Below are 14,122 nucleotides of genomic sequence, written 5' to 3'. Positions count from 1 at the left end.
GTCGTCGGCCCACGCCGGCGGCATACTGACTTCACGATGGTGGGAGGTGCGCGATGTCTGGTCGCGTGCGGGGTGCATTGATCGTTCTGATTCTGAGGACCTCCGTCCTCTTGGGGTACCGCGGCGGAAGCAAGAGGGGGGAAGGCACGGGGCGATATAAGGCGGGGCAGACCTGCCCAAATTGCAAGATGGGAAAGTTGAAGCTCGACCCGAATGATGTCCTGTTCTGCAAGGCTTGTAAGTGGCGGGAAGAGGCCGGCTCCTGATGGCAGGAGGGCTCCCCGAGACGGCAAATGCGGTCGGGACGCAAATAGGTCGCTATTTCAGCCTCGCCTCGTTGTTGCCCTCCCTGATTTTCGTCCTCTGGGTGACGGCACTGCGTGGGGCGTCTAAACCATTCGGGAGGTTCGACCTAGACGGAGCGGGCAAGGCGATCACTGACTGGTCGCCCGCGAAGGTCGGACTGATGGTCGTTTCATCTCTGCTGTTGGGTCTCCTGGTGCACCCGTTGCTGTTCGCGACGACACAGTTGTTGGAGGGGTACTGGGGGCCGCGGCCGTTTGCTGTGCGCCTGGCCACGGCCATGGCTCTCCGACACCGACGCAGGCAGCATCAGCTCGAAGATCGGGCTGACGCAAGTGAGTTGGAGATGGAACGAGCCCTCGACGCGATCTCGCGATCAGAGCTCGGGGAAGCCTACGACGGCCTCACGCCGGAACAACAGAAGGGTTGGCGCGTAACTCAGAGGGCTTCGCCGGACGGCGCAATGGTTCACGGCCTTGTGATTGCGATGGACTCCACCAAGAAGGTCCTATCTGAGTTGCCCAAAGATGCTGATCGAATGCTGCCGACGCGGCTTGGCAACGCACTGCGCTGCGTTGAGGACGCAGTTGGACGACAGTACGGCCTGGACTTGATCACCATCGCCCCCCATCTTGCGGTCGCTGCGGCGCCTACCCGATCCGCCTATATTGACGACTCGCGAGAGCAACTGGACGTGTCGGTGCGGATGGCCTTCTACGGGCTTCTTGGGGCCGTCCTTACTAGTGTTTGGCTATTGGGAGCGGGCTGGTGGCTCCTCGTGGCTCTAGTGCCGTATACCTTCGCGTTCGTAACCTACCGTGGTGCTGTGGCCTCAGCAGCCGAGTGGGGGGCCGCGATGGCCACGTGTGTCGACCTTGATCGGTTTGCTATGTACGACGCTATGCACGTCGAGTGGCCGAGTGACACCGATTCGGAGCGGACTCGTAACCGTGATCTGATGAGACTGCTTCAAGGCGAGCGCGTCTCGGTGAGCTACGTGCGGCGCCCCAGCTCCTAATCAGCTGTTGGCCCCCAGGCGATAGCGATGGGGCGGTGGGGTACTTCGTGGGGGCCCGCTCCGTCACCGTTCCGTGAGACGTCGGCAAGCAGCGACAAGCGTCGAGCATTGATGAATAATAATCGTGCAGGTCAGAGCCGAATTTCGCCCGATGCGCGTGAGGCGTGTGACCAGCGCGAATAGAACTACACCATCTTCGAAGGCACGTCGGAGATCCAGCGCCTGGTCATCTCCCGAGCAATCTCCGGCATGCGCATCCGCTGACGCTTCCGCAGGTCAGAGGCTGATTTGGGGATCTTCTAGGTCCCGAGCATCCCTCAACGGCTCGCGAATGACCCCAGCGTGGAACAGGGCCGGCTTCCAGACGAGGTGGTCGTACGTCCCAGCCCGGATGTGCTTGTCGTGGCCGTAATGGTTGAGCCAAATCGCGGGTCCGCTACCGGACATCGGCGCTTTCGAGTACCGAGTCAGCTGACCCCGTCCGCGAGGGTGGGTGATGTCCTGCGGCCGAAGATGGCCAATGTCGGGGATCGCCCGCCGGACTGGGTGCGTGACGGTGCGGTCAGGCGTGGCGAAGGGCTGGCGCGGGTACTGCGGGAAGGCAACCGCTATCGACAAGGAGTCCGCTGATGAGTACCAGCCAGTTCACGCCGATGCCGTTCGATGGACCGGAGGACCCGGACAACAACCCGGCTCCCGACTCCGAATCGACCGCGAACGACACCTTCGATCCCGACGACGGCCCGCTGGCCGAGAGCGGCGAGCCGGACCAGAACGAGACACCGGCCCAGGAAGACCCGAACGACCAACTACCCCGAAACTGAGCGACAGATCACCGGCTGCTCCGGTGATGTCATCGACAAACTCGGCGTCATCTACCCGCCCTGGCCGGCCGCGCTCATCTGTGCGGTTCCGCGGGAGCGGTTGCCAGTGCACCGGGCCGACTCGGAGGGCCGCCCCGGCTCTCAGCCATGCGCCGGCACCACCAAGTTGACGGTCGAAGTACGCCATTTGTCAGCGGCGGCATACCGGCGGCTCTAGCCGATCCATTGACAGGGTTCGTGGGCTGCGTCAGCGTGGGGCTGGGGCGGAGGGGGTGCCGTGATGGGGGGATGGCCCGACGATGGGCTGCGGCCTGTGGAGATTCGGCTGCTGCGTGCGGATGACCTGATCGATCTCAGGCTGTTCGCGTACGGATGTGCTGTCGAGGGTGAGACCGAGTTGGTGGCCGGCCCGGACGCGTGCCTGGTGTTGCAGTTCCCGCCGCAACATCTGGGGGAGGAAGTCTGGCAGGCGGGTGCGCCGCCGCCACCACCTGCTGTGCCGCCTCAGGCGTCGAGCCACGTTGCGGCGGGACCGTCGCGACTGGCGTACGACGTACCGGACGGCACCCGGATCCCGTTGACGCTCAAGGATGTGCTGGAGACCGTTTCCGCGTTGCCGTTGCGGGTTTCGCCGAGCGCCACGGAGTACGGCGAGTCGATCGACCGGGGGATCGAGAAGCCGGACGACCTCGAGACCGCGATCGAAGCGCCGTACCGGTTGATCGTCTCGCCGAGTGCGCGCGGGACGTTCCGGCACCCGAGTGAACCGAAGGGGCCGCCGGGAAGGGTCGAACTCTGGCGGACCCGGCTGACGGTGGACGACGAGGAGCAGTTGATCGTCCGGGGGTTGTGGACGCGAGACAGTGAGTTGCCGCCGCCCGGGTTCGACCAGCCGCTGATCCCGTTCGACCGGACGGCGATCGTCACCCAGACACATGGCGGTGATCCGGCGAACGCGAGAACGCCGCTGGAGGTTCGCGACCTCGAGCTGTCGAGTCTCGGTGCGTGGTTCGACTGGAAGCAGTCCTGGGAGTTCCCGGCGAACATCGTCGACTACCGGCATCAGGCGTTCATGGGGCGCGACGCGTATGTGCGGGTCGCCTACCCCGGGATCCTGTTCCCGTTCGGGCATCGGTGCTTCCTGGTGAAGATCACCGAGCGCGAGGTCAAGCATCGCGCGACTCCGGTGGCCTATCTGTGGCAGCGGTGGTTCATCGTGCTCCGCCAGCCGACCCGGAACTACCCGCCGCGAGACCGCGACAACCCGTTCGGCGAGGTCACGATCGGACCGCTCGTCACGCCCGACATCGACAAGCCTCCGGAGAACCAGCAGCCGTTCGTGCCGACCCGCAACGGCATCCCGTTCCCGTTCACGCTCACCACGGTCGACCGGGGCGGCGAGACGCGGAGCTGGCCGGCTCCGCTCGTCTTCGTGCAGGCAGGGAAGGACGGGCCGCAGACCTTCGTGTTCCACCCGGAGGACGCGTCACCGCGGTACTTCCCGGTGCGTCAGATCGCCGGTGGTGGTCAGACCCTGGCCGTCGCCGAGCCGGTCAAGGCAGGCGACACCTCGATCGAGGTCAGCCATCTGGTCTTCGACGGCGAGATCGACTCGGCCAATGTCACCTCCCGCCCGTTCCTCACCGAGGCCCGGGCGATCGTGCCCGCGATGCGTCAGCTCGCCCCGCAGGCCCCGGCCGTCGATCTGGTCTTCGCCAAGCCCTATCTCGCGCACGGACTCCCGGGTCGTGCACCGGACGCTCCGCCAGTGCCCGGTACGCCGAACGCCGGTGAACTCGTCCTTGCTCTGAAGAGCGCGCCGCCCGCGATCGACTTCACCAACGGCTCGGACCGGTCCGGCGGATTCGTCGCCCCCAACCTGTCGGTCCGGGGGATCTCCCGAGCCCTCGGCGCGATCGGGGAGAGCGGCAACAGCCCCTCGCCGTACGACGGGGGCACCTTCGATCCGGCCTCCTTCCTGGCCGGTGCGTTGCCCAAGCTGTTCGGGCTCTTCAGCCTGCTCGACCTGCTGAAGGTCGCGGGTCTCGATGAGGCGCCCGCCTTCGTCTCCGACGCGCTCGATGCCGTCGCCAAGCTGATGGCGGAGGCGCAGCGGCTGAAGACCGAGCTGGAGAATGCCCAGGCGCGACTCGCGCAAGAGGTCGCGAGCGCGGCCCACGATGGCGCACGAGCCGTTGCCCAGCAGGCGAAGGACGAACTCGATGCTCGCGCGAGCGGGCTGAAGGCGAAACTCGATGCTCTGATCGCCGCCGTACAAGGTCTTCCGGGCAGTCCGGAGACCGTCAGCGATGCCGCTGTCGCGCTGATCGGCGAGTTCCAGCCGTTGCTCGACGCGATCGGCCTTCCCGGCGTACCGGCCGCGGTCCGGTCGGCCTTGGGCAAGCCGGTCCGGACGCTGCAGACGCTGACCGATCTCGCCAAGGATGCTGCCGGACTAGCTCAGTTGTTGCGGGGCGCTGTCGGTGGGCAGGTCACCGCACGGATGCAGTGGCGGCCGGCGATCGGTTCGTGGGGACTGCCCGGCGTACCGGAGATCTTCAAGCCGAAGGACGAGCACGCGCTGCACCTCGACGTCGAGGTCAAGGCGTCGGCGAGTGCGCCGCCAGAGGTGGACATCCTCGCGGAGCTCGCCGACTTCGACCTGAACCTGATCGGGACCGGCTCGGGCGGGCTGATGAAGCTGATGTTCCGGCGGATCGGGTTCCACGCGGGGTCGGCGGGCAAACCCGAGGTCGACGTCGTCTTCGGTGGGATCGGATTCCTCGGTCCGCTCGGTTTCGTCGATCGGCTGCGTGAACTGGTCCCGTTCGACGGGTTCTCCGATCCGCCGTACGTCGATGTCGCGCCCGACGGGGTGACGGCCGGGTTCGACCTGACGCTGCCCAATGTGTCGGTGGGCGTGTTCAGTCTGGAGAACATCTCCCTCGGCGCGGATGCGCGGGTGCCGTTCCTCGGCGATGCGCTGACCGTCGGGTTCGCGTTCTGCTCGAAGGACGCGCCGTTCCGGCTGACCGTGATGTGCATCGGCGGTGGTGGCTGGCTCGGGCTGCGGGCCTCGCCCAAAGGCCTGGTCCTGCTGGAACTCGGGCTCGAGGCGTGCGCGTCGCTGTCGGTGGATCTCGGCGTCGCGTCCGGGTCGGTGTCGATCTCGGTCGGGGTGTATCTGCGACTCGAGGCCGACAAGGGACTGCTCACCGCGTACTTCCGGATCCGCGGCGAGGTCGACGTCCTCGGTCTGATCAGCGCGTCGATCACGCTCGAGCTGTCACTGACCTACCAGTTCGAGACCGGCAAGCTGATCGGCAAGGCATCGCTGACGGTCGAGGTCGAGGTGCTGTTCTTCTCGGCCTCGGTCGAGATCACCGTGGAGCGCAAGCTCGCGGGATCGAAGGGCGATCCGACGATGTACCAGGTGATGCCACCCGACGGCGACGGGACGAACGCCGACTGGGCCCTGTACTGCGACGCGTTCGCTTAGGAGCTGTCATGCCCACTACCGTCATGGCGACGGCGTTGCCGCATTCGCTCGCGGACGACGCGTCGTACCAGCTGACCGTTTTCCTGACCCACAAACTCGTCGACGACGGCGTGCTGCTCTCCGACTACCCGGCAGCCTCCGACTGGGTCACGACGCTGGCAGGGTGCACGCTGACGTTGACCACCTCGCTCGACCCGGCGGCGGCGCTGCCGTTGCGGGTCGTCTCCACACCCGACGCCGCAGCCTGGTCGGCGGTCCTGCCATCCGGTATGCCGGTGGCCGCGTTCCCGAAACCCTCGTTGTCGGACGAGACCTGGCGGACCAACCCGGCGAGCCGGCTGAGCGATCACGCGGTCGATCTGCACCTCGCCGCGGTCACCGCGGCGCCGCTGCATCGACCGGGTCTGGCCGGGAACGCGATGGCCGGCGCCTTGCTGGAGACGCTGGCGAACCTGGATCAGGGCGGTCCGCTGCGCCGGCTGCTCGAGGATGCGCCCGGCCGGGCGCGCCGGCGCGCGCAGGTTCCGGCGCAGCGGCTCCGGGATGCGTTGACCACGATCGGGCCACTGACGGAGCCCGATCTCACCGACCCGGAGCACGGGCACGGTGGCGAGATTCCACCGCCGCCGGTGTATCAGTCGGAGCCGCGCGACTCGCCTTCGCCGGTGCAGCTGCTGCTCGACGATCCCGAGGCCGATCTGCGGGTCACCCGGCAGCTGGATGCCCTGGTGGGCCAGGACTTGTCCCGCGATCCGGGACTGCAACTGATCGTCGATGCGCACGCGATGCGCCGGTACTACGAACGTCCCGAGCAGCCGCAACCGCAGCCGCGGGCCGAGCCGGATCCGGCGGCGCCGCCGACACCACGCCCGGACCCGCCCGAGCACGATTTCCATGCGAAGGTCGGCTCCTTCGGTTCCACGCCGGCGTTGCTCCGCCGGCTGGGACTAGCGCTCGATGTGGTGCTGGACGGGATGGACGCGGCGGGTGCGCGGGCTGCGCTCGCGGGAGCGACCTGGGTGAGCGTGACGTTCACTTCTCCGGCTGACCTGGTGGTCCTGCCGGCCCGTCGTACGGCCGTTGTCGTCGAAGGGGCGGTCTTCGCGGCGCAGTCGAGCGAGGCCTGGGTCGGTGGCGCGCTGCCGTTGGGGGACGACGAGTGGGTGGTGCTCGACGCGGATCCGGATGCGTCGGGGCTGAAGCTGGATCAGTATGCGCGGAACCTGGTGCGGCAGTATGCGGGGGAGGCGAACGGTGATCCTGCGACGTCCGCTCCTGCGACATTGCGCTCCACCGGGTTCGCACTGGCCCGACGGGGGCGGGCCGAGGTCTTGCGCGAGCGGGTGCAGTCGGCCGAACAGCTCGAAGGCGACGGACGCGACCTGCTGCTCGACGACCTGGTGCGAGGTATCCGGGTCGAGGTCTGGGACGACGTCACCCGTGAATGGCACGGCCTGCACCGGCGTCGCGTGACAGTGACGGCCGAGCCGGGCGGTACACCGGTGCTCACCGACGAACCAGATGTGGGCTTTCTGCAACTATCAGCGCTGAACCGCCCACCGGACTCGGCGAACGGCTACTACGTGCACGAGGTCGTCGCAGGCTGGGACGGGTGGAGTCTGTCAGCTCCCCGACCCGGCCGGACCATCATTCACGTCGAACCTCCCGGCCCCGGCGGCGAGACCGAAGTCGTCACCGACAATCCACCGGACCAACCGCTCGACGGAGCCCACATCACCTCCCGCGTCGAGCCGAAGTCGCTGCCTCGCCTGCGTTACGGTACGTCGTACAGCTTGCGGGTGCTGGCCGTCGATCTGGCTGGAAACTCAGTCCCGCAACGGCTGAGACGGCATCCGGTGATCGGCGAACCGGATGAGGGTGCGATCTCCGCTGCGGCCGCTCATCTTGAGCGGTTGCGGGAGAGTTATGCCGAGCGGGATCAGGGCGGGGTCGCCGAGGCGATCCGCGGAGCGATCGTCGAGCAGTTGCGTGCGCAGCCCGGGCCAGAGCTTGGGGTGCCGGATGAACTGCGGTCGGGCGATGCCGCGATCGACTCCGTGCTGGAGCAGTTGGTGCTCGAGGCAACCACCCGGGACGGCGTACCGGCTGACCTGCGGCGGGTCGTTGACGATGCGGCCAAGGCAGCCCGCATTCTTGCCGAGTCGCGTGGCGCGCTGCGGGTGCGGCCGCAGTTGCGGATCGATGCGGCCGACTTCGCCCGCCTGGCCGGCAATGACGACTTGCAGCTCCCCAGAGGTCTGCGGCGGCCAGTGATTACCACGCCTCGGCCTTATCTGCGGTGGGAGCCGGTGCCGGCGCCGGCGATCGTTCCGCGGCAGGAGCTGGGCATCGGGGAGCAACCGGCTCATCTTGTCGTGCGCGCCGATACGCCCTTGTCCGAACGGCACATCGCTCCACCGAAGGCAACGCAGCTGGAGGCCGAGGCGGCCGGGCGTTTCGACACCGCCATCGGCACCGGCGACCTGGCCGAGATCAAGCGCCTGTACGCCGTGGCCCTGGCCGAACGGGGAACGTTGCTCGACCAGTTCGTGCCCAGCTTGACCGATCCGAACGCCACCGTGGAACAACCGGGGATCGGACTCGTCGATCGCCCGGGTGCCGACACGGGATCGATCCACCGAGCAACTCTCGCGGATATCACTGCCGATCGCGGTCGCCCCATTGGCGAAGGGCAGTACGTCATCCATGACACCGACGCACTTCGGCTGCCCTATCTGCCCGACCCCTACGCCACTGGCGTGTCCTTGGTGTTCTACGAGGCAGGCGCACCGCACGTGCTTGCGGAGCCGCGTGCCCTGCAAGCAGTTTCGGTGCCTTACCCGGGGGAGTGGCCCGCGCTTCAACCGCTTCGCCTGGTCGTCGCGAGCGGCGAGGTGCTCGGCGCCCACGTGGAAGGCCACGAGGTGCATGTGACAGTGCCACCCGGTGAGCAGGTGCGAGTAGCAGTGTCGAGCACCATCGATGTGGCCCAGTTGGAAAAGTTCGGGTTGTGGCGGTCGCACCTGGCGAGTGTGGCTGATCCCGCGGACGGCTACACCCCCGACGAGGTCGTTGCTGCTGCCGCTCTGATGCGGGCTGCGTCGGCAGGATGGACGTGGTGGCTGACACCGTCGGTCGAGGTTCGCCTGGTGCATGCGGTGCCGGCACCGGTGACCCCGCCGAGGCTGACGGGGCTGAGCGTGTTCCTGCGGCCGCCGAATCGCTCAGTGGCTGCTTTGAGCGGACTGGTTGACGTCCATGGATCGAGCACGGACCTCCTCGTCGTACGGGCCGGTTGGACCGAGCAGGTCGATGACTTGGCCGCAACTGGTCCACAGGTGGTGTCCAAGTCGGACGTGGTTGTGCGGTCGGCTGTGGGGGAGCGCGAGCGACGTGGCGTGCTCTTCCTGTACGACTTCCTGCCGACAGGTGCACTCGCTCAGGCGCTCGGTGGGCTTGGCTTCCACCGGATGCTGCAGACCTTCGAAGACACGCACTACCGCCGGGTGACGTACGTTCCGAGTGGCACTAGCCGGTACGCCGAGTTCTTCGACCCAGCGGAGCTCCCGGACGAGCCGGTCGAGGGGGAGCCGGTGGTGCTCGACGTACTCTCATCTGCTCGTCCGGCGGCGCCCGTAGTACTCGATGCCGTCCCCCTGCTGCGATGGGACGAGCAGAGCGAACCGGACGACCCGTTTGCCTGGCGGCGTGTCCGGCGCTCGGGCGTGCGGGTGTGGTTGGCGCGCCCGTGGTTCTCATCCGGTGACGGCGAGCTGCTCGGCGTACTGGTGTTCGACCCGGACGAGTGGGTGAGGCAGCCCGATGGTTCGTTCCTGCGGCAACCGAAAGCGCAGCAGGCTCCTGACGGGGCAACGAGCCTGTGGGCTGCGGACCCCGTCGTACAGCATGGTGCTGGTACTTCGAACCCGACCGTGCCGCCGCTGCTCACGCTCGACCAGTTGGTGCTGGATGCGGTCGAGACCGGCGCTGCCGGCAGCCTCGGCATCCGGCCACCGCTCGGTGGCGAGGTGGCAGCGGGACGTGATCGAGGGTGGCCGGACGGACCAGGTAACCCCGTCGCGGTGGCTGCTGCCGTGCCGCTGCGCGATGTGCGGACGCATCCGGAAGTGCGGGTGCTCGGATATCAGCCGGAGTACGACGAGGAATCGGGACGCTGGTTCGTCGACATCGCGTTGCAGGAGACCCCTGCGTTGTGGCCGTTCGTGCGGCTCGCTGTTGCGCGGTACCAGCCCCAATCGATCGAGGGATGCTCGTTGTCGCCCGTCGCGCTCACCAGTTGGGTGCAGCCGTTGCCGACGCGCACGCTGACGGTGAGCCGTCCCGATGCGCAGCATGTCCAGGTAACGCTCACCGGAGTCGTCAACTGGTTGCGGTGGAATCCGGAAGCGACGCCTGAACTGCCAGGGGAGCAGTTGAGCGCAGACAGCCCCACAGGCGACGATGCGGTTCGTGCTGCACGGTTGCAGCAGTCACGGACTGTCCGGGCGACTGTGCAGAGCCGGCCGGCGGGAGCCGGTGATCTGGCTTGGTCTGCTGTCTCGACGTCCCTGCTCCTGGCCGTGAGCGTCGCGGAGTCCGGTGGCTTCAGGTCCACCTGGACAGGGTCCGTCGCACTACCTGCCGAAGCCGGTACGCCGGCCGGCGACACCCTCGGCTACCCAGGCCTCCGGCGCCCTGGCGGACCCGAGGCCGAGTGGCGCGTCCTGGTCGAAGAACACGAACTACTGAACGCCGACCCAACCACGCCAGGCCTACCCGCCGACCCAGCCCCCCGCCTCATCTACGCCGACACCACCGCACTGTAGAAGACCAAGCTATCCGGGACACACGGATCTCGCCGCCCGGCCGCCGCGACCAGCGCTGTCCGCGCCGCGGAACCGTTGCGGGGCAGGTTGTCGCAGGACAGCACCGTGAACGGCGCGATCCCCAGTCGGCGACGCCGCTCCAGCGCCGCGGCCAGCAACGGGAACGTGTCGGCACGAGGCCCGAAGTACGACAGTTGGTGTGCGCGATGGAACTCACCGACCCCCAGGTGCGACTCCGGGACGCAGGGCAGTCCGGTCGTACTGCGGGACGGCGACCAGGCTGTTGGCTCGGGCACCGATCAGAGGCCAGTCGTGAGATCGAGGAGAGAGAGCCGCAGCGGATGATGTCATGGGCAACTTTCGTCGAAACTGCCGAACCCTGCTCCCTGAAAGCTCGGATCAGGTAAGTGCCCACTGACCGGCCTAACAAACCCGGCTCGTGGTCATCGAGTGGAAACGGCGCTCGGCGTTCGGCCGGTTCGGTTCCGGGTACCGGTGCGCCATGACGACCAATGATGAGCGTGGACCGGAGTTCGAGGACCAGGACAGCGAGCCGACGATGACGGCTCCCGGGGAGGGGCGGCCGGACGGCACCGCGGCGCCTGTGCGCGACGAGGACGACGACGAGGACGGTGAGGCTCCGTAGGTGGTTGTGGGCTCAGACACAGGCCGAGATGTTGTTGAAGACTCCGTTGCGTAGTGCTTTGGTGCGCTCGAAGGCGCCGCCGCGATCCATCCGTCGACCGTCCTTGGCGAAGCTGCTGGTCACGATCTCGGTGACCGCTTCGTCGAGGTCGCCGGGGGACAGCTGTGAGGCCGGCAGGTTGGTGCCGGCGAGGTGGGCGATCCAGGCACCGGTGAAGCAGTCCCGCTGGATGCCGGGGTCCTTGCCGGTGGTCGGTAGACCCAGCTCGGTTTGCGCGGCCTTCGCCCAGGCGTCGCTGAGCAACGTGCCGGTCGCGAGATCACCGATCTGCTCGTGCGCAGGCTGCAGCTCCTGGTCGGACGGCACGTCCGTCGGCGGCGAGAACGTCTTCCCCGGCTTGAGTTTCGGTACTGCGGCGGTCCAGAACTCGGTGAGGTCACGGCTCAGGAGCTGCACCGTCTCGCCGTACGGGAGGTTGCCGCCGGTCTCTGATTCGGCCACCGTGCGGAACGGCAGTTCGGTCGTGACGACGCCCTGCTGAGGGAACTCGGCGCATCGCCGGGCGCCTTGTTCGTAGCCCGTCTGGAAGGCGTTCACCCGATCGAACCCGAGACCGTGCGCCTGCTGCGCGCCGGCCGCCGTACCGGGCTGGTCCCGCAGGGTCAGGATCGCGACCACGGCACTGTCCAGAGCGCCATCGGTCAGCGAGACCGGATCGGAGTCGGAGGTCTCCGCGAAGCGCGTCCACGATCCGGCAAAGCAGTCGGCCTGCAGTTCCCGTACGACGGACGCCGCCTCGACACCCACCCGAGCCTGCACCGCGTGCCCTGCTTCGTGAGCAAGGACCACGGCCGGAGCGATATCGCCGAACTGCTTGGTCAACCTGGGGAACAGCTCAGCCGCGTCCCAGGCGATGTAGTCGTCGTCCGGGCCGCCGCAGTAGAAGGTGTTCCCGCGCAGGTCTTCGTACGACTGCTGCTGGCCGTCGCACGAGAACGCCGGGCTTTGCGGTGTCTTCGGCTGGAATCCACCAGCGAGCTGGACGAACCGGCGGTTGTAGACCTTCGGCAGCTCGCTGGTCCAGTACGCCGCCAGACTGCGCTGAGCGGCATCGGTCACCTGGTCGGCCGAATCGCCGGAGCGACCGAGCGAGACGTTGCCTCCGCCCGGGCCGTCGCCTTCCCGCCGGTTGGCGACGAGCCCGATCACAACGATCAACGCAACGACGATCACCAGCAGGCCGAGCCTGACTGCGCCGCTGCCCGACCGCCTGATCATGGTTCCTCGTGGATGGCGGCTTCCTCGGCACTCAACCCGCCGCCCGCGAACCCGGCCTGGTTCGCGATCGCCGCTCCCTCGTCGTCCACGTGGGCTCCCTCGTCCGGCGCCACCAGCCGCCCGGCACTGTCTTCGTCGATGCCGGAGAACTGCCCGGGTTCGTCGCTGTCCAGGATCTGATCGGCGTTCAGGTCGGCCAGGTCGTCGCTCGCGGGCAGGACGTCGACGTCGCTGATCCCGGTGACGTCCTCGGTGGCGACGGGGTCCTCCAGAGGTTCCGCGCCGATGTCGGGTTCCTCGCGGGCGAGTCGGTCGCCGAGTGGCTCCGGGGTGGCGGCCTCGCGGGGTGTGGTGCCGTAGTCCAGGGCGGCGATCGGGTGGTCGGCGGGGAGGGCCGCCGGGTCGGGGCCGTCGGCGATCCGCGCGGAGTCCACGTCGTCGTACGCCGTGGAGTCGTCGTCCGCCGTACCGGGGAGTCCTTCGGCCTCGGGGTCGCTGACCGGCCGCTGCTCGGCCGCCATCAGGTGCGGTCCTCGGTCTCGGCGGGGGAGAGCACCCGGTCGCCGTCGGACTCGTCGTCGACGCGCAGGGTCTCGCCGTTGGAGTCGACGATCTCGGTCTCGGAGGGGTCGGCCGACACGCGCACGTGGTCGTCGACCGAGTTGACCGCCAGGGCGGTCGGGTCGACGTCGTCGATCGTCGGGCGGTAGTCGTCATCATCAGGCCGGCTCATCACAGCTCCTTCATGGTCGGGATCGTGCCGGACCGGCTCGATGGCGAGCCGACCGATGCCCGCCGGTACCCCGGCCGAACCGCCGTAACCGCGCTGATCCGCGGCGCATACGAGCCGCTCAACCGGGTACCTCCGGCGGGAGTCGCTCACTCGTCGGGAGGTCCGGATGGCCAGAAACATCGAGGTGGTGCCGATCCTCTCGCGCGGACGGCATCGCAATCCGCGCCGCGGCGGCTGCTTCATGGAGTACGCCTCGTATCTGGCCGGCGTCGCCTGGTCGGACGCTCCGGAGTGCACGCATCCCCTGCTGGCGTTGGTCGCCCGGGAGGTCAACGACGAGATCTCCGACGCGGGCCGAGCGGAGCTGGTGCCGCTGATTCCCGACGTGATCGGGCTGACCACGGACGATCCGCGGCTGATCCCGGCGCTGGTCGCGCGTTGCGTGCGACCGGTCATTCCTGTGGTGTCGAAGCAGTTCGGCGTCAAGCTGGCCGGTGTTGTCGACAAGGCGGAAGCAGTCCTCGAAGACCTGCCGAACACCGGCGAGCTTTCGCCTGGCTACGAGTGGGAGGCTCCGCTGGCGGTGGCCGGAGCCATCCGCGCGATCACCGACTTCCGGGCTCCAGACAGCGACGGGCTCTTGCACCAGGTCCTGAGCGAGGCGATCGCCGAGACCCGCAACTGGCTTCCCATCGGCGGTGCGATCGCCGTACGGGACACTAGCCTTGCAGCGACGCGATTGCCCGGGCAGCTATCCGTTCGGCACGCTCGGGCCGCGCGATCCACCCTTCGTCCATCGCCGGGTGGGTGAGCGCAGGACCCGCTGGCCGCGTCTCGAGATGCGCTCTCAGTTGCGCGAACTCGACGGGACGAGTCGGCGCGAACGGCGACGTGCGGCCCTTCATGTCAACGCCAAACCGTTCGGCAGTTGCCCAGTGCAACTGATTCTTGGGAAGGGAGGGGACGGTTCTGGCGCTGCCTCTTAACGCCGGAAC

The 14,122-nt window shown here is 67.9% G+C and carries 9 protein-coding genes and 1 pseudogene; 6 read left to right on the top strand and 4 right to left on the bottom strand.

What is annotated here, in order from left to right; genetic code table 11:
- The first annotated feature begins 265 nt into the window (after positions 1-265).
- The 4 genes from ABZ004_RS05575 to ABZ004_RS05560 all read left to right on the top strand — a co-directional run bounded on the left by ABZ004_RS05575 (position 266) and on the right by ABZ004_RS05560 (position 10,470).
- The gene (locus ABZ004_RS05575) at positions 266-1,321 is read left to right on the top strand and encodes a hypothetical protein (RefSeq protein WP_355678567.1); all 1,056 of its coding nucleotides are present in this window, start codon (positions 266-268) and stop codon (positions 1,319-1,321) included.
- A gap of 629 nt (positions 1,322-1,950) precedes the next feature.
- Entirely contained in the window at positions 1,951-2,145 is a 195-nt protein-coding gene (locus tag ABZ004_RS05570; RefSeq protein ID WP_355678566.1) for a hypothetical protein, read from the top strand.
- 280 nt (positions 2,146-2,425) lie between these two features.
- Complete coding sequence (locus ABZ004_RS05565; protein WP_355678565.1) at positions 2,426-5,644, top strand: hypothetical protein; 3,219 nt, start codon at positions 2,426-2,428, stop codon at positions 5,642-5,644.
- Positions 5,645-5,652: 8 nt separating this feature from the next.
- Complete coding sequence (locus ABZ004_RS05560) at positions 5,653-10,470, top strand: hypothetical protein (RefSeq protein WP_355678564.1); 4,818 nt, start codon at positions 5,653-5,655, stop codon at positions 10,468-10,470.
- Here ABZ004_RS05560 and ABZ004_RS05555 read toward each other — a convergent pair.
- Positions 10,446-10,766, bottom strand: a complete 321-nt coding sequence (locus ABZ004_RS05555) for a hypothetical protein (RefSeq protein ID WP_355678563.1) — start codon at positions 10,764-10,766, stop codon at positions 10,446-10,448. The two genes, ABZ004_RS05560 and ABZ004_RS05555, sit on opposite strands and share 25 nt — an antisense overlap.
- Positions 10,767-10,972: 206 nt before the next feature.
- On the opposite strand from ABZ004_RS05555, the gene ABZ004_RS05550 reads away from it, so the two are divergent.
- Positions 10,973-11,116: a hypothetical protein gene (locus tag ABZ004_RS05550; RefSeq protein ID WP_355678562.1), complete on the top strand. Its 144-nt coding sequence runs from the start codon at positions 10,973-10,975 to the stop codon at positions 11,114-11,116.
- 12 nt (positions 11,117-11,128) lie between these two features.
- Here ABZ004_RS05550 and ABZ004_RS05545 read toward each other — a convergent pair.
- The 3 genes and pseudogenes from ABZ004_RS05545 to ABZ004_RS05535 all read right to left on the bottom strand — a co-directional run.
- A pseudogene (locus ABZ004_RS05545) lies at positions 11,129-12,400 on the bottom strand (neutral zinc metallopeptidase); the annotation flags it as partial.
- Positions 12,391-12,915, bottom strand: coding sequence for a DUF5709 domain-containing protein (locus tag ABZ004_RS05540; RefSeq protein ID WP_355678561.1), 525 nt, complete (start codon positions 12,913-12,915; stop codon positions 12,391-12,393). The gene ABZ004_RS05540 and the pseudogene ABZ004_RS05545, both read right to left, overlap by 10 nt.
- Complete coding sequence (locus tag ABZ004_RS05535; protein WP_355678560.1) at positions 12,915-13,127, bottom strand: hypothetical protein; 213 nt, start codon at positions 13,125-13,127, stop codon at positions 12,915-12,917. The genes ABZ004_RS05540 and ABZ004_RS05535 overlap by 1 nt, the downstream gene beginning before the upstream one ends.
- A 166-nt stretch (positions 13,128-13,293) precedes the next feature.
- Here ABZ004_RS05535 and ABZ004_RS05530 point away from each other — a divergent pair, with 166 nt between their 5' ends.
- On the top strand, positions 13,294-13,938 hold the full coding sequence (locus ABZ004_RS05530) for a hypothetical protein (protein WP_355678559.1): 645 nt from the start codon (positions 13,294-13,296) through the stop codon (positions 13,936-13,938).
- Positions 13,939-14,122 lie beyond the last annotated feature (184 nt).

This window comes from Kribbella sp. NPDC006257, from assembly GCF_040613535.1.
In the GTDB taxonomy this organism is placed as follows: domain Bacteria; phylum Actinomycetota; class Actinomycetes; order Propionibacteriales; family Kribbellaceae; genus Kribbella.
This window is presented reverse-complemented; position numbering and strand designations above follow the sequence as displayed.

Bases quoted from the DNA above. Each gene is read 5' to 3' on its own strand.
- ABZ004_RS05540 (WP_355678561.1), bottom strand. From the start codon at position 12,915: ATGGCGGCCGAGCAGCGGCCGGTCAGCGACCCCGAGGCCGAAGGACTC.
- ABZ004_RS05560 (WP_355678564.1), top strand. From the start codon at position 5,653: ATGCCCACTACCGTCATGGCGACGGCGTTGCCGCATTCGCTCGCGGAC.
- ABZ004_RS05550 (WP_355678562.1), top strand. From the start codon at position 10,973: ATGACGACCAATGATGAGCGTGGACCGGAGTTCGAGGACCAGGACAGC.
- ABZ004_RS05570 (WP_355678566.1), top strand. From the start codon at position 1,951: ATGAGTACCAGCCAGTTCACGCCGATGCCGTTCGATGGACCGGAGGAC.
- ABZ004_RS05565 (WP_355678565.1), top strand. From the start codon at position 2,426: ATGGGGGGATGGCCCGACGATGGGCTGCGGCCTGTGGAGATTCGGCTG.
- ABZ004_RS05530 (WP_355678559.1), top strand. From the start codon at position 13,294: ATGGCCAGAAACATCGAGGTGGTGCCGATCCTCTCGCGCGGACGGCAT.
- ABZ004_RS05575 (WP_355678567.1), top strand. From the start codon at position 266: ATGGCAGGAGGGCTCCCCGAGACGGCAAATGCGGTCGGGACGCAAATA.
- ABZ004_RS05535 (WP_355678560.1), bottom strand. From the start codon at position 13,127: ATGAGCCGGCCTGATGATGACGACTACCGCCCGACGATCGACGACGTC.